General features: G+C 41.6%; 20 protein-coding genes, 1 tRNA gene and 2 rRNA genes (1 of these 23 cut by a window edge). 18 read left to right on the forward strand and 5 right to left on the reverse strand.

The window, feature by feature from the left end:
• From MHB45_RS26195 to tsaD, 7 genes are all read left to right on the forward strand, one after another.
• Nucleotides 1–477: ribosomal RNA gene (locus MHB45_RS26195) — 23S ribosomal RNA — on the forward strand (it extends 2,456 nt beyond the left edge of the window).
• A 115-nt stretch (nt 478–592) separates the two neighbouring features.
• Nucleotides 593–708, forward strand: a 5S ribosomal RNA gene (gene rrf / locus MHB45_RS26200).
• Between the two features lie 66 nt (nt 709–774).
• Nucleotides 775–848 (forward strand) — tRNA-Met (locus MHB45_RS26205).
• Nucleotides 849–1,049: 201 nt separating this feature from the next.
• Nucleotides 1,050–1,502 (forward strand): tRNA (adenosine(37)-N6)-threonylcarbamoyltransferase complex ATPase subunit type 1 TsaE, encoded by a 453-nt coding sequence (gene tsaE, locus MHB45_RS26210; RefSeq protein ID WP_034306358.1) that lies wholly within the window; start codon nt 1,050–1,052, stop codon nt 1,500–1,502.
• On the forward strand, nt 1,502–2,194 hold the full coding sequence (gene tsaB, locus MHB45_RS26215; protein WP_072273915.1) for a tRNA (adenosine(37)-N6)-threonylcarbamoyltransferase complex dimerization subunit type 1 TsaB: 693 nt from the start codon (nt 1,502–1,504) through the stop codon (nt 2,192–2,194). Before tsaE ends, tsaB begins: the two co-directional genes overlap by 1 nt.
• A gap of 22 nt (nt 2,195–2,216) precedes the next feature.
• Nucleotides 2,217–2,669 (forward strand): ribosomal protein S18-alanine N-acetyltransferase, encoded by a 453-nt coding sequence (gene rimI, locus MHB45_RS26220; protein ID WP_053533463.1) that lies wholly within the window; start codon nt 2,217–2,219, stop codon nt 2,667–2,669.
• Nucleotides 2,666–3,679, forward strand: coding sequence for a tRNA (adenosine(37)-N6)-threonylcarbamoyltransferase complex transferase subunit TsaD (gene tsaD / locus MHB45_RS26225; RefSeq protein WP_048680391.1), 1,014 nt, complete (start codon nt 2,666–2,668; stop codon nt 3,677–3,679). Before rimI ends, tsaD begins: the two co-directional genes overlap by 4 nt.
• Before the next feature lie 277 nt (nt 3,680–3,956).
• On the opposite strand, the gene MHB45_RS26230 is transcribed toward tsaD, so the two are convergent.
• The gene (locus MHB45_RS26230; RefSeq protein ID WP_048680335.1) at nt 3,957–5,876 is read right to left on the reverse strand and encodes an ABC transporter ATP-binding protein; all 1,920 of its coding nucleotides are present in this window, start codon (nt 5,874–5,876) and stop codon (nt 3,957–3,959) included.
• 133 nt (nt 5,877–6,009) lie between these two features.
• On the opposite strand from MHB45_RS26230, the gene moaC reads away from it, so the two are divergent.
• Both moaC and MHB45_RS26240 read left to right on the forward strand, forming a co-directional pair.
• Nucleotides 6,010–6,516, forward strand: coding sequence for a cyclic pyranopterin monophosphate synthase MoaC (gene moaC / locus MHB45_RS26235; protein ID WP_034306347.1), 507 nt, complete (start codon nt 6,010–6,012; stop codon nt 6,514–6,516).
• 33 nt (nt 6,517–6,549) lie between these two features.
• Nucleotides 6,550–7,209 (forward strand): redox-sensing transcriptional repressor Rex, encoded by a 660-nt coding sequence (locus tag MHB45_RS26240; protein WP_034306345.1) that lies wholly within the window; start codon nt 6,550–6,552, stop codon nt 7,207–7,209.
• 28 nt (nt 7,210–7,237) lie between these two features.
• On the opposite strand, the gene MHB45_RS26245 is transcribed toward MHB45_RS26240, so the two are convergent.
• Together MHB45_RS26245 and MHB45_RS26250 are read right to left on the reverse strand one after the other, a co-directional pair.
• The gene (locus tag MHB45_RS26245; protein ID WP_048680342.1) at nt 7,238–7,450 is read right to left on the reverse strand and encodes a YdiK family protein; all 213 of its coding nucleotides are present in this window, start codon (nt 7,448–7,450) and stop codon (nt 7,238–7,240) included.
• Nucleotides 7,447–8,172 (reverse strand): CPBP family intramembrane glutamic endopeptidase, encoded by a 726-nt coding sequence (locus MHB45_RS26250; RefSeq protein ID WP_034306339.1) that lies wholly within the window; start codon nt 8,170–8,172, stop codon nt 7,447–7,449. The genes MHB45_RS26245 and MHB45_RS26250 overlap by 4 nt, the downstream gene beginning before the upstream one ends.
• Before the next feature lie 333 nt (nt 8,173–8,505).
• Between MHB45_RS26250 and groES the strand changes: the two genes are divergently transcribed.
• Nucleotides 8,506–8,790, forward strand: coding sequence for a co-chaperone GroES (groES, locus tag MHB45_RS26255; protein WP_034306337.1), 285 nt, complete (start codon nt 8,506–8,508; stop codon nt 8,788–8,790).
• A gap of 58 nt (nt 8,791–8,848) precedes the next feature.
• Nucleotides 8,849–10,477 carry a chaperonin GroEL gene (gene groL / locus MHB45_RS26260; RefSeq protein WP_340908148.1) on the forward strand — a complete coding sequence of 543 codons (1,629 nt, stop codon included), beginning with the start codon at nt 8,849–8,851 and terminating at the stop codon, nt 10,475–10,477.
• 90 nt (nt 10,478–10,567) lie between these two features.
• Here groL and MHB45_RS26265 read toward each other — a convergent pair whose 3' ends face one another.
• On the reverse strand, nt 10,568–11,722 hold the full coding sequence (locus tag MHB45_RS26265) for a site-specific integrase (RefSeq protein ID WP_048680346.1): 1,155 nt from the start codon (nt 11,720–11,722) through the stop codon (nt 10,568–10,570).
• A gap of 16 nt (nt 11,723–11,738) precedes the next feature.
• Nucleotides 11,739–12,176: a hypothetical protein gene (locus MHB45_RS26270; protein WP_142398511.1), complete on the reverse strand. Its 438-nt coding sequence runs from the start codon at nt 12,174–12,176 to the stop codon at nt 11,739–11,741.
• A 466-nt stretch (nt 12,177–12,642) separates the two neighbouring features.
• On the opposite strand from MHB45_RS26270, the gene MHB45_RS26275 reads away from it, so the two are divergent.
• From MHB45_RS26275 to MHB45_RS26305, 7 genes are all read left to right on the forward strand, one after another.
• Nucleotides 12,643–13,968: an aromatic ring-hydroxylating dioxygenase subunit alpha gene (locus MHB45_RS26275; protein WP_048680352.1), complete on the forward strand. Its 1,326-nt coding sequence runs from the start codon at nt 12,643–12,645 to the stop codon at nt 13,966–13,968.
• 34 nt (nt 13,969–14,002) lie between these two features.
• Nucleotides 14,003–14,605: an aromatic-ring-hydroxylating dioxygenase subunit beta gene (locus tag MHB45_RS26280; protein WP_202186544.1), complete on the forward strand. Its 603-nt coding sequence runs from the start codon at nt 14,003–14,005 to the stop codon at nt 14,603–14,605.
• 29 nt (nt 14,606–14,634) lie between these two features.
• Nucleotides 14,635–14,997 (forward strand): non-heme iron oxygenase ferredoxin subunit, encoded by a 363-nt coding sequence (locus tag MHB45_RS26285; RefSeq protein WP_048680354.1) that lies wholly within the window; start codon nt 14,635–14,637, stop codon nt 14,995–14,997.
• A 27-nt stretch (nt 14,998–15,024) separates the two neighbouring features.
• On the forward strand, nt 15,025–15,891 hold the full coding sequence (hcaB, locus tag MHB45_RS26290) for a 3-(cis-5,6-dihydroxycyclohexa-1,3-dien-1-yl)propanoate dehydrogenase (RefSeq protein ID WP_048680356.1): 867 nt from the start codon (nt 15,025–15,027) through the stop codon (nt 15,889–15,891).
• 164 nt (nt 15,892–16,055) lie between these two features.
• Complete coding sequence (locus MHB45_RS26295) at nt 16,056–17,456, forward strand: PucR family transcriptional regulator (RefSeq protein WP_048680359.1); 1,401 nt, start codon at nt 16,056–16,058, stop codon at nt 17,454–17,456.
• Nucleotides 17,449–17,595, forward strand: coding sequence for a hypothetical protein (locus tag MHB45_RS26300; RefSeq protein ID WP_153246097.1), 147 nt, complete (start codon nt 17,449–17,451; stop codon nt 17,593–17,595). The genes MHB45_RS26295 and MHB45_RS26300 overlap by 8 nt, the downstream gene beginning before the upstream one ends.
• Nucleotides 17,596–17,869: 274 nt before the next feature.
• Nucleotides 17,870–18,805, forward strand: a complete 936-nt coding sequence (locus tag MHB45_RS26305) for a DODA-type extradiol aromatic ring-opening family dioxygenase (RefSeq protein ID WP_048680362.1) — start codon at nt 17,870–17,872, stop codon at nt 18,803–18,805.
• Nucleotides 18,806–18,807 lie beyond the last annotated feature (2 nt).

Here is an 18,807-nt window from a genome sequence, read left to right on the forward strand (position 1 = left end):
TCAACGGATAAAAGCTACCCCGGGGATAACAGGCTTATCTCCCCCAAGAGTCCACATCGACGGGGAGGTTTGGCACCTCGATGTCGGCTCATCGCATCCTGGGGCTGTAGTCGGTCCCAAGGGTTGGGCTGTTCGCCCATTAAAGCGGTACGCGAGCTGGGTTCAGAACGTCGTGAGACAGTTCGGTCCCTATCCGTCGCGGGCGCAGGAAATTTGAGAGGAGCTGTCCTTAGTACGAGAGGACCGGGATGGACGCACCGCTGGTGTACCAGTTGTCTTGCCAAAGGCATAGCTGGGTAGCTACGTGCGGACGGGATAAGTGCTGAAAGCATCTAAGCATGAAGCCCCCCTCAAGATGAGATTTCCCATGGCGCAAGCTAGTAAGATCCCTGAAAGATGATCAGGTTGATAGGTCAGAGGTGGAAGCATGGTGACATGTGGAGCTGACTGATACTAATAGATCGAGGACTTAACCAACGCTTTTAAAAAAATGAAATACCTTCTTATTATCTAGTTTTGAAGGAATGAAAATTTCTTCTTGCATTTTGTTTTCATACATGTTATGATAATAAATGTGCTAAAAGATTAAATGTTTGGTGGCGATAGCGAAGAGGTCACACCCGTTCCCATTCCGAACACGGCAGTTAAGCTCTTCAGCGCCAATGGTAGTTGGGGGTTTCCCCCTGTGAGAGTAGGACGCCGCCAAGCTATAATCTTTGTATTCTTTTTGAATAAACGGGAATACTATATTTATAAAAGCAACATTTATACCGTCGCGGGGTGGAGCAGTCCGGTAGCTCGTCGGGCTCATAACCCGAAGGTCGCAGGTTCAAATCCTGTCCCCGCAATCATGAAAAAAACGAAACTTAGGTTTCGTTTTTTTGTTTTATCTGAAATTCGAATAATATGTCCTTAACTTATTTGTTTCTTCTTTTGAAACAAGGTAAACTACATATAGAATGGTTTTTGTTCCATAATATTGCGTTTATGGTTCTCGACATGAATTATAGGACGGACGTTTTCCTAATAATGATAAAGGTGATTGATATATGCAACATGTTGAATGGATTTCTCAGAATGAGGAAGAAACAGCGCAATTTGCGCACAAATTGGCACAAAAGCTTTCCAGTGGAGATGTGCTGGCTCTAGAAGGTGACTTGGGTGCAGGGAAGACGGCATTCACAAAAGGGCTGGCTAAAGGATTGGGTGTAACCAGAATGGTGAATAGCCCTACCTTTACGATAATAAAGGAGTACATGGGTCGCTTGCCTTTGTATCATATGGATGTCTATCGGGTAAGTGAATCGGAAGAAGATTTAGGCTTTGATGAATATTTTGATGGTGATGGTGTGACTGTCGTTGAATGGGCCCATTTAATAAAGGATCACCTCCCAGAGGAAATTTTGACCATTTATATCTATCGTTTGGGCGATACAAGCCGGCGTATCGTTTTGGAAGCCAAAGGCGAACGATATGTAAAGTTATGTAAGGAGATTATTTGATGAAGGTTTTAGCTATAGATACATCGAATTTCACATTAGGGATTGCACTTGTAAACGGGAATCATGTAATTGGTGAGTATACGACGAACCTAAAGAAAAATCATTCGGTGCGGGTAATGCCAGCAATTGAAACACTGTTGAGGGACTGCGATACTAAACCGAAGGAATTGACTAAGATAGTGGTCGCTCAAGGTCCAGGCTCCTATACGGGAGTCAGGATTGGAGTGACGATAGCGAAAAGCTTGGCCTGGACGCTTCAGATTCCGTTATCAGGTGTTTCCAGCTTAGAGGTTTTAGCAGCTAATGGACGTTATTTTAACGGGTTGATATCTCCCTTGTTCGATGCAAGAAGAGGGCAGATTTATACTGGATTATATGAAATGGAAAAGGATTCTTTAAAGACAGTCATTGAAGATTGTAATATTCTATCCTCTGAGTGGGCGAATCAATTGAAGGAATTAAATCGTCCTGTTTTATTTGTTGGTCAAGATGTGGACATCCATCGGGATGCAATTACAGATGCATTAGGCGAATTAGCGGTATTTGCTCCAGTACAGTCATATAATTCAAGGCCAAGCGAACTGGCATTCATTGGTCTTGATAAGGCTGAAGTGGATGTTCACCAGTTTGTACCGAATTATATCCGCATGGCTGAAGCAGAAGCTAAGTGGCTTGAACAGCAGGGGAAATAAACAAGGAAAGCGACCGATTATTATGAGTAAAACATTGACGTTCCGAAAGATGAATACGGCAGATATCGACCAGGTGCTTAACGTGGAAAAGCAGTCCTTTACTTTGCCTTGGAGCCGGGAAGCCTTTTTTAATGAATTGAATCATAATCAATATGCTGTATACATGGTGATAGAGGATGAAGGGAAAATTGCCGGTTATTGCGGTGCCTGGATCGTCATTGATGAATCGCACATCACCAATATTGCGATATTACCAGAATACCGAGGGCAAAAGCTTGGAGAAGCTTTGCTCAGGAAGATGATTGAAATCTCCATTTCAATGGGTGTGGTGAGGATGACACTTGAGGTCCGTGTCAGTAATGCCGTAGCCATTTCGCTTTATGAAAAACTTGGTTTCCAAAAGGGCGGAATCCGAAAGAATTATTATACAGACAATCAAGAGGATGCTTATGTAATGTGGGTGAATTTTTCATGAAAAAAGATCAAATTATATTAGGAATTGAAACAAGCTGTGATGAAACTGCGGCAGCCGTGATAAAAAATGGAACGGAGATACTGAGTAATGTCGTGGCTTCACAAATAGAAAGCCATAAACGTTTTGGCGGTGTCGTCCCGGAAATAGCTTCCCGTCATCATGTAGAACAAATTACGATTGTTCTTGAAGAAGCGCTGCTGCAAGCGGGTGTGACATATGAAGACTTGGATGCCATTGCCGTTACTGAAGGTCCCGGCCTTGTAGGGGCTCTATTAATAGGTGTGAATGCGGCGAAGGCTGTAGCTTTCGCACATGGAATCCCGATTGTCGGTACGCATCATATCGCTGGTCATATCTATGCAAATCGGCTTATTCAGGAGATTGAATATCCTGCGCTTTCTTTAGTCGTTTCGGGAGGTCATACGGAATTGGTGCTTTTAGAAGAACCGGGTTCTTTCAAGGTGATCGGGGAGACGCGGGATGATGCAGCAGGAGAGGCGTATGATAAAGTGGCTCGAACCTTGGGGCTCCCTTATCCTGGCGGGCCTCATATCGATAGGCTTGCGCAAGAAGGCTCACCAACCTTGAAACTGCCTAGGGCATGGTTGGATGGCAGCTATGACTTTTCTTTCAGCGGGTTGAAATCAGCGGTAATCAACACTTTGCATAATGCAGAACAGCGCGGGGAAAAAATTGAACCTAAAGATTTAGCGGCAAGTTTCCAAGCAAGCGTGATAGAAGTGCTTGTAATGAAAGCTGTGAAGGCTGCAAAGGAATATAATGTGAAACAGGTATTGCTTGCTGGAGGAGTTGCGGCAAATAAAGGCCTTAGGGAAGCATTAACGGAAGCTTTTAAGGATTTACCTATGGATATATCCATTCCGCCCCTCTATCTTTGTACCGACAATGCTGCCATGATTGGTGCTGCTGGCAGTGTCATGTTTGAAAAGGGAAAGAGATCCGGTTTGGATTTGAACGGAAATCCTGGATTGGATATAGAAGCATTTTAATGGACGAGAAGACAGGATCCCTCACTTTGGCATCCTGTCTTTTTATCGTGTTAATAAAATAATAGAATATTCTGTGGATAAAGTTTTTTTGATAATCATCCTGCATGTGTATAAAGGGGTATTTTGTGGATAAGTGGATATGTTTCTGTGGATAATGTGTATAACTCAAATTAATGGCTAATGAGCGGTAAGTGGTTTGTTAACAAGTTTGTGGATAACTTTCAAGCGACACTTTGGTTGGAAAAGAAAAAGACCGAGTCAATGACTCGGTCTTTTATCATTCTTCCAGTTCAGCCCATTCTTCGAGAAGCTGATCCAGACTTTCTTGTGCATGATCAAGTTTTGTTTGGACTTCCATTACTTTTTCGTGGTCCTGAAAAACATTTGGATCACATAGGAGGTCATTATATTCGTTTATTTCAGTTTCAAGAAGCTCCATGGCTGTCTCGATTTCCTCAATGCGCCGTTTTCGCTGGCGTTCAGCTTTTTTTGCTTCTTTATCAATTTTGTAATTTGTTTTTTCTGCAGCCGCATCTAAAGTTTTAGCCTGATCCTGCTGTTCAAGTGCTTGGATTTCCGCTTGCTCCTGTTTCTTCTCTACATAGTAATCATAATCACCGAGGAATTCTTCGTTGCCGTCTTTGGAGAGCTCTATCACTTTCGTTGCTATCCGGTTTATGAAATAACGGTCATGTGAGACGAATAGAATAGTTCCCGGATAATCAATTAATGCATTTTCAAGCACCAATTTACTATCGAGGTCCAAATGGTTCGTTGGTTCATCAAGAATTAAAAAATTCCCTTTTTGCATCATCATTTTGGCTAGAGCAAGCCGAGCCTTTTCGCCCCCGCTTAGTGTGGATACGGTTTTCAAAACATCGTCCCCGCTAAATAGGAAATTACCGAGTACGGTGCGAATGTCCTTTTCCGGTTTAAGGGGATAGTCGTCCCATAATTCATTGAGTACGCGTTTATTGGAAACAAGGTTAGCCTGTTCTTGATCGTAGTAGCTGACTTCTACGTTCGTTCCAAAACGGAAATCCCCAGAAAGGGCAGGCAGCTTGGAAATGATCGTTTTCAATAAAGTTGATTTTCCAACTCCATTTGGGCCGACAAGTGCTATGCTCTCTCCTTTTGTCATCCGGGAATTAATATTCTTTGATACCGTTTCCCCTTCGTATCCGATAGCCAGGTCCTGGAGGTGGAGTACTTCATTTCCGCTTTGCCTTTCAATCTGGAAAGAAAAATTCGCGGATTTTTCATCACCTTGCGGCTTGTCCAGTACATCCATCCTTTCGAGCTGTTTACGTCTGCTTTGTGCTCTTTTCGTTGTGGAAGCCCTTGTGATATTACGTTGGACAAAATCGCGAAGCTTTTCGATTTCCCCTTGCTGTTTCTCGAACAGTTTCATGTCCCGCTCATAATCTTCCGCTTTTCCCTCTAGGTAAGAACTATAATTACCATGGTATTTTTTCATGTTATTCCGGGAAATCTCATAAACCAGGTTTACTACTTTATCTAAAAAATAGCGGTCATGGGAAACAATGAGGACAGCTCCCTGGTAGCCTTGTAAATATTGTTCAAGCCAAGAGAGGGTTTCGATATCCAAATGGTTCGTCGGCTCATCCAGAATCAATATATCCGGTTTCCTTAAAAGCAGCTTACCTAATGCAAGCCTTGTTTTTTGCCCGCCGCTTAAAGTGGAAATTGGGGTAGAATAGTCAAAGTCGGCAAACTGAAGACCATGCAATACGGAACGGATATCCGCTTCATATTGATAACCGCCCTTCTCTTTGAATGCCACCATCAAAGTGTCGTATTCATTCAGCACTTTTTGGTAAACCGTTTCGTTTTCAAAGATATCAGGTCTGGCCATATCAGCCTCAAGGCGACGCAGTTCCTTTTCCTGCTCTATAAGATCAGTGAATACAGTAAGCATTTCATCCCAAATGGTCAATTCGGATTCCAATCCAGTATCCTGGGCCATATAGCCGATGGTGACGCCTTTTGGTTTGATTATTTCACCGCCATCATGGGAAAGCTGCCCGGCAATGATTTTTAGCAGAGTGGATTTGCCGGCGCCATTTCGGCCGACAAGGGCAATTCGATCTTTATTTTGAACTTCGAGCTTCATATTTGATAAAATAAGTTCAGCTCCATAATATTTCGATAGTTGATTGATTTGTAATAAAATCATAGATTTCACCTCAATTGATTACTGTTAGTTTAACGTATTTTAGTTATTATCGGCAACAGCTTGGTTCCAAGCTGAAAGAAAAGCTGTTACATAAAGTGGAATAATAGTGTATGATTTAGGAGGGGTTACTTAAATGGGAGACTTAACGCATTTTAATGAACAGGGCAGGGCCAAAATGGTCGATGTGAGTGCTAAGCCTGAAACAACCCGGACGGCAGTGGCTCAGTCGAGCATTTTATTGAATGATGAAATATATGAATTGGTCACGAACCATAAAATGAAAAAAGGGGATGTACTGGCTGTTGCACAAGTTGCAGGAATCATGGCCAGCAAAAATACATCCAATATAATTCCGATGTGCCATCCCATTGCTCTGCAAGGGGTCAATATAGCCTTTGATTGGGAAAAAGAAGAACAAGGATATAGGCTTAGGATTGAAACGGAAGCTAAGACAAAAGGGAGTACAGGTGTGGAAATGGAAGCGTTAACAGCTGCATCCGTGACTGCCTTGACTGTTTATGACATGTGTAAGGCCATTGATAAGGGAATGGTGATCGGGCCTACATTCTTAGTGGAGAAAACAGGCGGAGTGTCTAGTAGCGATTATAAAAGGCAAGTAAAACGAACAGATAGAGATTAAGTTGAAAAGCATGTGTGAAGGCGGGGAAGAACAATGAACCATGACCCAAAGATACCGCAGGCAACAGCCAAAAGGTTGCCATTGTATTATCGATTTTTAAAGAACTTACATTCCTCAGGCAAACAAAGAGTTTCCTCGGCTGAGCTAAGTGAAGCCGTAAAAGTGGATTCTGCTACCATTCGCCGTGATTTTTCCTACTTTGGCGCGCTTGGGAAAAAAGGCTACGGCTACAATGTCAATTATTTATTATCCTTCTTCAGGAAAACACTAGATCAAGACGAATTGACCAAAGTCGCTTTAATCGGAGTGGGGAATTTAGGAACCGCTTTTTTAAATTACAATTTCATGAAAAATAATAATACAAAAATTGAAATGGCTTTCGAAGTTTCTGAAGAAAAGGTCGGCAAGCGAATAGCTGATGTGCCCATCTACCATATGGATCAAATCGATACACTATTGCAGGAAAATAATATTACTGCGGCTATATTGACAGTGCCTGCACAGGTAGCCCAGACGATAACCGATCGTCTAGTCAAAGCTGACATAAAAGGAATATTGAATTTCACACCTGCACGGCTGACCGTGCCGCCATCCATAAGGGTCCACCACATTGACCTGGCCGTGGAACTTCAGTCGCTCATCTACTTCCTGAAACATTATCCGGTAGTGGAAGAAGCCGCTTTGGAGGAATGAAAAAACGCTGCAGCCATGCAGCGTTTTTTTATTTTTTCTTATTTTTTTGTGCGGATTTAATCTTAAAGTGCAGCATGATCATGCGTAATCCCGATCCAAAATCAAGAGTCGCAATAAGGACAAGTATGTAGGCAAAGAGTCCCCATCCTGAAGAATTGACGGTTTGAATTGCGATAGCGGTAAAAAGAGCTCCTAAGCCTGCATAAATGATGCCCATGAATAATGGTGATTGACGTTTCATAATAAACCTCCGATGAAGGCCTGTGCAGTATCTAGCATCTTCTCAATATCCTCCCGATATACCACTTGAAGGATGATAACAAGCGTGTTCATCGCAATATGAGCGCTCATGGATACGAGAATGCGGCCTGTTTTCGCATAAAGGAAAGCAAAAGTGAAGCCCATTGCCGTATATAAAAGAAGATGTTCAAATTCACCATGCGCCAAGCCGAAAATAACTGAGCTGATTAAAGCTGAAATAAAGAAGTTAAAGCGTTTATGAAGTGATCCGAAAATGATTTTACGGAAAATTAATTCTTCCAATATAGGTCCAATTACTGAAGTGACGAAAATGACCATGGGGACTTTGTAAATGAGTGAAATGAGTTGCTGCGTATTTTCAGATTCAGACTCCACCCCAAGCATTTGTTCAATGCTTCCGGCAATGCTTTGCGCAAAAAGAGCCATGAACACTCCTGCAATTGCCCATAATATGGACATGGATACGGAAGTTTGGTTTCTCGTGTCCAGCTTTTCCCTCATATCTTTTCTCATTAAAAAAAGAATCAAGAATAAAGCAGCGAGAAAACTGAAAACTATCCAGTATGCTGCAGATTTCACTTCGAGTTCATCAGCCGGCATTCCGGTATAAGACCCGATCAGCATGAAAATGGGTACCCCGACAATACTGGATAATTGCATGGCAATATAAGTGATGATGACGAACCAATATTCTTTTTTCAAAAATGAAAACTCCTTTTATAGTCACCCATCCGCTTGGAACGTTACTGACATGGGGACAATCTATAAACGCATACTACAAAATGGTATCAAAAATTGGGGAAGAACACCACTTAAAGGTACCCCTAACATGACATTTCAATGACTATGTTTAGGAAATCATTATGCTAAAGTAGTTTACCCGTAATTTATCAGAAATTAATAAAAAATTTTCAATAAGATACTTGCAAAAAAGGCTCGGTTTATTTAATATTATAAATGTGTTAGCACTCGATGATGAAGAGTGCTAATAATCATGAAACAAATTATCAAGAGAATATGAGGAGGTTGTTTCACTTGTTAAAACCATTAGGTGATCGCGTTATTATTGAACTAGTTCAAACTGAAGAAAAAACTGCAAGCGGTATTGTTCTTCCTGATACTGCTAAAGAAAAGCCACAAGAAGGTAAGGTAGTAGCAGTTGGTACTGGCCGTGTCCTTGAAAATGGCGAACGTGTTGCTTTAGAGGTTGCCCAAGGCGATCTAATTATCTTCTCAAAATATGCAGGTACTGAAGTTAAATACGAAGACACTGAATACTTAATTTTACGTGAAAGCGACATTCTAGCTGTTATCGGCTAATTATACATCATACTTAACTGAACGAAAATTTTCTTAAATTTTAGGGAGGTACTTATAAATGGCTAAAGAAATTAAATTTAGTGAAGAAGCTCGCCGCTCCATGCTTCGCGGTGTGGACGCACTTGCAGATGCAGTTAAAGTAACGCTTGGACCAAAAGGTCGTAACGTGGTTCTTGAGAAAAAATTCGGTTCGCCGCTTATCACAAATGACGGTGTGACGATCGCTAAAGAAATCGAATTGGAAGATGCATTCGAAAACATGGGTGCGAAATTGGTTGCTGAAGTAGCAAGCAAAACAAACGACGTAGCTGGTGACGGTACAACTACTGCAACGGTTCTTGCGCAAGCGATGATCCGTGAAGGTCTTAAAAACGTAACAGCTGGTGCTAACCCAATGGGTATCCGTAAAGGAATCGAGAAAGCGGTCAATACTGCAATTGCAGAATTGAAAGCCATTTCCCAACCTGTTGAAAACAAAGAATCAATCGCACAAGTTGCTGCCATCTCTTCAGCTGATGAAGAAGTGGGCCAACTGATTGCGGAAGCAATGGAGCGCGTTGGTAACGACGGCGTCATCACAATCGAAGAGTCTAAAGGTTTCACAACTGAGTTGGACGTAGTAGAAGGTATGCAATTCGATCGCGGATATGCATCTCCATACATGGTTACTGATTCAGATAAAATGGAAGCTGTCCTTGAGAATCCATATATCTTGATCACTGATAAAAAAATCACGAATATCCAAGAAATCCTTCCTGTACTTGAGCAAGTTGTACAACAAGGAAAACCGCTATTATTGATTGCTGAAGATGTAGAAGGCGAAGCACTTGCAACTCTTGTTGTGAACAAACTTCGTGGAACATTCAACGCTGTTGCGGTTAAAGCTCCTGGATTCGGTGACCGTCGTAAAGCAATGCTTGAAGACATCGCAGCTCTTACAGGCGGCGAAGTAATCACTGAAGAAATCGGACTTGATCTTAAATCTGCAACAATCGATTCATTAGGCCGTGCGTCTAAAGTGGTTGTTACAAAAGAAAATACAACGATCGTTGAAGGATCTGGAGATACAGCTCAAATCCAAGCTCGTGTAAACCAAATCCGTGTTCAATTAGAAGAAACAACTTCTGAATTCGACCGTGAAAAATTACAAGAACGCCTTGCTAAATTAGCTGGTGGCGTAGCTGTAATCAAAGTCGGTGCAGCTACTGAAACAGAATTGAAAGAACGTAAACTTCGTATTGAAGATGCATTGAACTCCACTCGTGCCGCTGTTGAAGAAGGTATCGTAGCTGGTGGTGGTACAGCACTTCTAAACGTATACAATAAAATCGCTGAAATCCAAGCGGAAGGCGACGTAGCAACAGGCGTGAAAATCGTTCTTCGTGCCATCGAAGAGCCTGTTCGTCAAATCGCTCACAATGCTGGACTTGAAGGCTCTGTAATCGTAGAGCGCCTTAAAGGCGAAGCAGTAGGCACTGGCTTCAACGCAGCTACTGGACAATGGGTGAACATGATCGAATCAGGTATCGTCGATCCTACTAAAGTAACTCGTTCAGCTCTACAAAACGCTGGTTCTGTAGCAGCTATGTTCTTAACTACAGAAGCTGTCGTTGCTGACAAACCAGAACCTGCTGGTGCTGGCGGCATGGGCATGCCTGACATGGGCGGAATGGGCGGCATGATGTAATAGGGTTTTAAATCCCTTGAAATATAGGGGTTTAAAGAGTATTTAGATATAAATGCTCACCTATTTGCTCACCTAACGTGGAAATGGCTTTTAAAGTTGAAGGTCTTCCATCAGTTTACTGAACTGATGGGAGGCCTTTTCTTCCATGTTGTCAGTCATATGAGCATAGATATTCATCGTTGTTTGAATATCTGTATGTCCTAATCGTTGTTGAATTTCTTTCAACCCCACCCCTGCTTCGATCAGTAAGGATGTATGCGTATGCCTGAATGAATGCAACGTAATTTCCTTGTTAATATGAGGTAACTTCTTAAGAAGACGTTGTAATCGTAGTGCAGGCAGTTTTTGCACCAATGGATATCCCTCTGGTGAAGCGAAGACAAAGTTTTCATCCAAGTAATGATTCCTGTTTTGAATTTTCATTTTATTTTGCTGTAGTAGATGTTTTTTTAGCAACTTCATGACCTGATCGTCCATTTTAATCGTACGTATAGATCCTTTTGTTTTTGGTGTAAGCAATGTGTAATTCACCTTGTTGTTCGTGGGATTATATAAAGTCTTGGAAATTCGTATAGATCCACTCCTAAAATTGATATCAGGCCACTTGAGAGCTAACGATTCACCTATCCGAATGCCTGAATAGGCTAATAGCGAAAAAAGCGTATAATCATTACTAAGTCCTTCAGTACGAGCAAGGGATAAGAATCCTATAAGTTCGTTTTTTTCTAGGAATTTCTTTCTGAGATTTTCCTTTTCAACTTCTTCAATAGTAGCTTGTTGTTTAGGAAGGCTATAGTTTTCTGTCGGATTCTGTTGTAACCATTCAGACTCAACGGCAAATTTGAAGATCATTCTGCCTGTTGTATGAATCCCATCCATATAATTCTGTGAATACATTTTGCTCAGCTCATTTAAATATTCTCTATAAACAGACTTACTAATACTCTTTATTGGTGTGCTTGTCCACTGTTTAAGTAATACGTTAGATTCTTTCGTTCTAGCACGTACACTACTTACTTTAGCTTGTGTTGAATAACTTTCTAGCCACTTTTCTGCTAACGTATGAAAGTTCATATTAGAGTCTTGTACAAATTCTCCTCTAGAAATTTTGAATTCCATTTCTTTAGCTGCTGTTTTTGAAGAAAATCCTGATTTTGTAATCTGTTTTCGTTTTTTTGTAATAGTGTCTATGCCTAGGTTGACGGTGTAACTCCACTTATCCCCCCGTTTACGGAAGTAAGCCATTATGTGCCTCCTTTAATTAGTCATCTTCCAATAACAATTTCAGCATCGTCTTTACTTTTTCTATTTCAGATTTTGATAACACTTTATCTTTATATAAAACATCGTGTACTTCTTGGTTGAGTATATTATCAAGGTTAAATAAATTTCTTTTTAATTCTTCCTCTGTATAGGTAATATAATAGCCGATTCCATTCTCATCTGTTTTTTGATAGACAGATGGTACACTGATTTCTATTATTTCGAGATCACTTTTTGTGTGAGCACCGACGATTGTTGATACAGGCAAAATTTTTATCAATGTTGAAGCTACTAATTCTAGCCAGTCTTCAAAATTTCCAACACCTAATATTTCTCCGAGCTTTTCTCCATATTCTTTTAGAAGTGCTGAATTACTTTTGAGGTTTTCTTCAAGTGACTTATATGTCTTACTATCTGTATTTAAATGTTTGGCCATTTCGGTGATGTCTTTATTCTTATGTTTCTTTTCTCCGATAAGAGGAGAACATGGAAGCAAGCAGTTTGAATGAATATGTTCTTTTAAGAAAATGAGCAAGCTCTTCTTTTTCTAGAAAGACAATTTCTTCTTCTACTTTCTCCAGCTCCTCAACACTTTTACGGTAAAACAGTAACTTTTAAAGCCGACTGCAACAACTAAACCGGACCGAATCCACCAGTAAGCAGCTCAAATAAGTTATCAACTACTTTGAATAACACAAAGCAAAAGCAATTCAGCACAATTTATCTTTATATTCCGTGCGCTGTAAAATGGAAAATTTTATAACTTTATTTGTACTAAATATTTAAAAAATACAGAAAAAAAAGCACTTTTTGCTGTATTTTTTAATCGTAAAAAAATTTAAACTTGATAGAAGAAAGCGATTTCAATTCATAATTTTAAATAGAAAGGAAGGTTTTAATCTATGAGCCTTAATTCAGGAAAATGGACACCAGAAGCAATCCGTGGCCTTATCGATGAGGAGAAGGGATTGTTAGATCCACGCATTTATACGGATCAGGAACTGTATGAGTTGGAATTGGAGAGGGTTTTTGGCCGTTCATGGCTGCTTCTTGGCCATGAAAGCCATGTTCCCAAACCGGGGGATTACTTGACCACCTATATGGGAGAAGATCCTGTAGTGATGGTGCGGCAGAGAGATAAAAGCATCAAGGTGTTCCATAACCAATGCCGGCATCGTGGGATGAAGATTTGCCGGGCGGATTGCGGGAATGCCAAGGCCTTCACGTGCACCTACCATGGCTGGGCGTATAACACAGCAGGAAATCTGGTAAATGTGCCGTTTGAAGAAGAAGCATTCTCGGGATTCAAGAAAGAAGAGTGGGGGCCGATGCAGGCAAGGGTGGAGATATACAAAGGGTTAGTATTTGCCAACTGGGATCCGGAAGCGCCGGATTTGCTGACCTATTTAAGTGATGCAACCCCTTACATGGACACCATGTTGGATCGTTCCGAGGCAGGGACAGAAGCCATCGGGGTCATGCAAAAGTGGGTGATTGACTGTAACTGGAAGTTTGCTGCGGAGCAATTTGCCAGTGACATGTACCATGCCCCGTCATCCCATATGGCTGCTGTAGTTGCAGGGATGCCACCCGAGCAAGATATATCCAGTTTTGAGCCTCATATGAAAGGACATCAGTTCAGTGCCAAATGGGGCGGTCATGGATGCGGCTTTTATATTGATGCAGCAAGAGGTTCGCACCGCATAGGACCCATAGTCGACAAATATTATAGCGAAGGCCCTGCTTATGAAAAGGCGAAGGAACGTCTGGCCCCTCTGCTGCCATACCACAGAATGGGGACAAGCCACATGAATATCTTTCCAAACTGCTCATTCTTGCCGTATGGTATGAACACAGTAAGGACCTGGCATCCGAAGGGGCCGGGTCAGATTGAGGTGTGGGCCTTCGTCGTCGTTGATAAGGATGCGCCGCAGGAAATCAAGGATGAACTGGCTCGTCAAAATGTCCGTACGTTCAGTGCCAGTGGAGTGTTCGAGCAGGATGACGGGGAGAACTGGGTTGAAATTCAGAGCGCTCTTCGTGGGTACAAGTCCAGAACTGCACCGCTGGCTATGCAAATGGGGCTGAATCTTCCGGGAAAAAACAATCCGGAATTTCCGGGTAAAACCTCCTATGTATTTTCTGAAGAAGCAGCTAGAGGGTTATATTCCCATTGGGCCCGCATGATGTCGGAACCGAGTTGGGAAACATTGAAGCCCCAATCTTAAGTTGGGGCCGTTGTCTGCACATATGAGGGATCGGATGTCATACGATTTAGGATTAAAACAAGGGGAGATGAAGGTCATGGAAATAATGGAGTTAATCAAACCGTTTAAATGGGCGGAAAGTAGTACGAGTCTGGAACTGCAACAGGAAATTGAGCAGTTTTACTACAAGGAAGCGCAGCTGTTAGACCACTCGGAGTTTGAAGCGTGGTTCGAACTGATGGACAAGGATATTCATTATTGGATGCCAATTCGTATGAACCGATTAGGTAGAGAAGTGTCGCAGGAGTATGCGCCGCTAGGAAAAGGTGCGCACTATGATGATACCCATGAAACGATGCGCGGACGTATTCGAGCGAGAGTATCGGGGGTGAACTGGGCGGAGAATCCGGTTTCACGTACACGGCATATTATTTCCAATGTCATTATTCGGGAAATGGAGGAACCGAACACGATTGAGGTAGCATCGTCATTTATCGTGTATCGTAACCGTTCGGAACATCAGGCAGATATTTTTCCGGGTGAGCGCCGAGATGTACTGCGTCGTTCAGAGGGAGGATTGGGCTTTAAAATTGCCCGTCGAACAATTTTGATTGATCAAAGTACGCTTTTGGCAAATAACTTGTCTGTCTTTTTTTAAACATTACTACAGTTGAAAGGAAATAGATTATGAAGTTTACAAATGTTTGCAAGTTGTCTGATCTACCGGATGATGAGGGGTTAAAGGTAGTGGAGGGAAACACGGCAGTAGCGGTGTTTAAAGTAAATGGCGAAGTATTTGCAACACAAGACCGCTGTTCTCACGCCAAATGGTCGCTGTCTGAAGGCGGTTATCTAGAGGGAGATGTCATCGTTTGCTCATTGCATATGGGTAAGTTTTGTGCCCGCACGGGAGAGGTAAAGATGGCCCCACCTTGGAAACCTTTGGAAAAGTATCCAGTACGGGTTGATGGAGACGATGTATATGTGGCTTTTGAAGACGGGTACTTTGAGGAGCAAGAAGCGAATGCTCAAGGAGCAAGCAAAAGGTGACTATTTTACGAGTGAGGGGGATCTAATATGAGATTGGCCAATGAAGTGGCTTTGATTACAGGCGGTTCATCCGGTGTCGGCCGTTCCATCGTGGAACGATTCGTGGCTGAGGGTGCCAAGGTTGCAGTGCTTGGCAGGTCGGCGGATAGTCTTCGTCAGCTTGAACAAGAGTATGGTGAAAATGTTATCGGAATGGTGGGAGATGTGCGTCAACTCAGTGACCTCAAGTCTGCAGTCAACCAGTGCGTTGAACGTTTTGGGAAAATTGACACGCTCATTGCAAATGCCGGTATTTGGGATTACAACATGTCGTTGGTGGATCTTCCAGAAGACAAGATGGATCAGGCATTTGATGAAATGTTTCATGTTAATGTCAAGGGTTACTTGCTTGCGGCAAAGGCGTGTCTGCCGCAAATAGCAGCAACTCGGGGGAATATGATTTTTACGGTTTCGAATGCAGGATTTTACACAAGCGGAGGCGGACCGCTTTACACATCCACCAAGCACGGCGTTGTCGGCTTGGTTCGCCAGTTGGCGTATGAATTGGCACCTTACATCCGGGTGAACGGCATTGCCATTGGCGGTGCATTAACGAATTTGAGAGGACCTGCCTCACTTGAAATGGAAAATAGGTCCTTAACTAGCATGTATAATGAATGGTACAAAGACGTTGACTTGGAACCGGGTAAGGAGAATGTAGAGTCAGCCGCTCCGATCGGGCGTATATTGTGCGGAGAAGATTATGCTGGGGCTTACGTATTTTTTGCCTCGCGAAATGACAATATTCCGGCTACAGGAGAGGTATTGAATTTCGACGGAGGCTGGGGCATTCGAGGTCTTCGTAAAAAAACGGGAAGTCAGGGATTGCTGGAGAAACTAAAGATTAGAGATTGAAAAGTACTTTTAATTCCAATTCGCAATCAGAGCGGTTTAGGTGAAGGATGAGATAGCATGGCAATATGCAAGGAATCGACAAGCCCACTCAGGAGAAGTAGAATAATTTTAAAATGCGAATTTTAGCTAATTAAGCTTGTAACTTTCTAAAGTGGGTGAATATATTGCAAAATAAGTTCGATTATCCTAAAGCATTGGAAATGTTTGTTCAAATGTCGTCACATTATGGAGACTATACCTTCACAGAGAAGGAGTTCGAATCGGGTCTGCCACAAATGCTTCTGAACTGCCTTGATACAGTTTTAACTGAAAAAAATAACCTGCAGGCTGCCTTGGATTTCAATAACCAAGCCATCGGGCAGTTTCTAAATGGCGTTGGAGAAACACGATTGGCCGACGTATGCTATCAGCTTACAAACATCCCCATTATTCTTGAAGATCTAGGATTTAACTATCTTTATTCAATAGGCTTAGATCCGGAACTGGCTAGACAATATAGCAGGAGCTTAAAGAAAAATAATCTCGATGGATATAATCACATCAAACTGACTGAACTTATCGAGAAGCAGCAAATTGTCGAACTGGTCCAATCTGATGAACATAAGAGATTAATTGCTCCGATGGTATCAAGAGGAAAGAGTGTAGGTTATTGCTCCTTCATTAACACTTCTTTTAATGAAGTTGATTGGTTGAAAATGAAGCAATTGTGTCTCATCGGATCTGTGAGTAATTATAACAAGGAAACAATCCTGGATACAGAACTGAAGTTAAACATCAAAGGCGGATTGTTAGAAGATATGATCAATAATCGTTTAAACCCTGTCATATTATTCAAAAGGGCCAGATATATTGGAGTGGATTTGGGCAAAGAGTATCAATTTTTAGTTTTGAAAGGGGATCCAAATTTTTATCCAAATGGAAAGGATCCAATCGGCGGTATGGATTTAATTGAAGTTCTTTCAAGATATTTTATGGATCGTAATCTGAATATCTTAATCTCGGAAGACTCTCAAAACATAGCTGCGTTGATGCCTGTTGACTTGTTCTCAAAAAATGATATAAACGTCGATAAATTTATCAGAAAATTACTTTGTTTTCTAAAAGAAAAATACCCTAATATCCCTTTTAAAATTGGGATGAGCTCAAGATCAAAGTCTCTTGAAGATATACCGATTCTGTACAATGAAGCTCTCATTTCATTAAACATGAACCATCATCAAAAGGAAATTATGTACTTTGATGATTTAGGAGCGGTGGGGATTTTATTTCGCGCAGGAAAAATAGATGATATTCGGCATTTCTGCAACAAAATGCTTTCGAAATTACTTGAATACGATCGAGGGAAAGAATCAGAGTTAACCAAAACTCTATATTATTACATTAAGAGTGGCCAAAATATAGGTAAAACAGCAAAAATAATGAATTTGTCAATTGGTGGATTACGTTATCGCGTAAAAAAAATAGGTGAAATTTTAGAAGCTGATATCCATGATCTACAAACCAGTTATCAGCTTTTCTTGGCACTGCAATCGGGTATCATTTTGGGAGATCTGAAAATTGAGTGAAAATAATCGTAAAACTGAAATAAGCGATAAGATTACTGGACAATTTTGTTTGGTTTGTTATGAAATAATTGGTAAAGGTACTGGATCCGTAACACTTAAAGGCATGATCAAATATAGAGTGGGCAGTGTAGATGTGTAATCCGTCAACGACATCATGTTTTATGGAGGCTAAGTGGGATTTTCACCAACCTATGAGAAAACGGATGATTTAGCACTGGCCAAAAGATCGATGATGAGATTTGCGAACAGTTAACATTGAAAAACAGCTCGCTTCTGTAAAAGAGATTCCGACAATCATGCAAGGGAAACTATCTATTGTTTGAAACGATTGAATTTTTGACAAATGGATTAAAACGGGGTAATGCCCCCGCCCGGATCGTAAAAAAAATATTCAGATTAGAGGGGTGGAAGACATGGCTGAAATAGTAGCAGGAGTTGCAATGTCACATAGTCCGATGATTATGACAAATGAAGCTGGCGGTGGAGAAAAAGGGCAGCGTTTTCTAAAAACCGTTGCCCATATGAAAAAATGGCTGGAGGATATTGGAACAGATGTGATCGTCTTAATTTCGGATGATCATTTCAATAGTTATTATTATGATTATATGCCTTCCTTCACGATTGGAATTGATCGATGTGAAGGATGGGGCGACTGGCAAATTCCTGAATATCAAATTCCTATCCATCAAGAATTAGCGAAGCATGTTCTTGATACAGGTTTGGCGAACAATGTGGATTTTGCTTTTTCGATGAGAATGAAAGTGGATCATGGCCACACTCAAGCTGTCTACTTTTTAAACCCTGATCTAAAGATACCGGTTGTGCCGATTGCCGTGAATACAGCAGCACCGCCGCTGCCTACAATGGACCGCTGTTTCCAAGTCGGAGAAGTCGTCCGCAAAGCAATTGAATCATGGGAAAGCGATAAAAAGGTAGCGATTGTCGCTTCAGGAGGGATCTCTCACTGGGTTCCAATTCCAAAGATTGATAGTGAAAAGCCTGAAGATCAAGAGCTAATTAAAGTCCTAACAAATGGCCGTCAAGAAATTGAGCAGCTTGACGAATATTTGAACACGCGCAAAACACGTGTGACAAGTTTGAAATCCGGACCGGTCAATGAAGAGTGGGATCGTGAATTTTTACGATTGATTACAGAAAAAGACTATCAGGCACTAAGACAATGGGGCCCTGATTTTATCGAAGAAAATGGCGGCAATGGCGGTCAGGAAATTCATAACTGGCTTGTGCTGCTAGGAATTCTTCAAGGGCTTGAACCAGAGGTTGCTTGTTATGAGCCAATCCCAGAATGGGTGACGGGAATGGGCGTTGTCAAGTTCCATAAAGTATAAGA

Source organism: Peribacillus sp. FSL K6-5616, from assembly GCF_038008245.1.
Classification (GTDB): domain Bacteria; phylum Bacillota; class Bacilli; order Bacillales; family DSM-1321; genus Peribacillus; species Peribacillus frigoritolerans.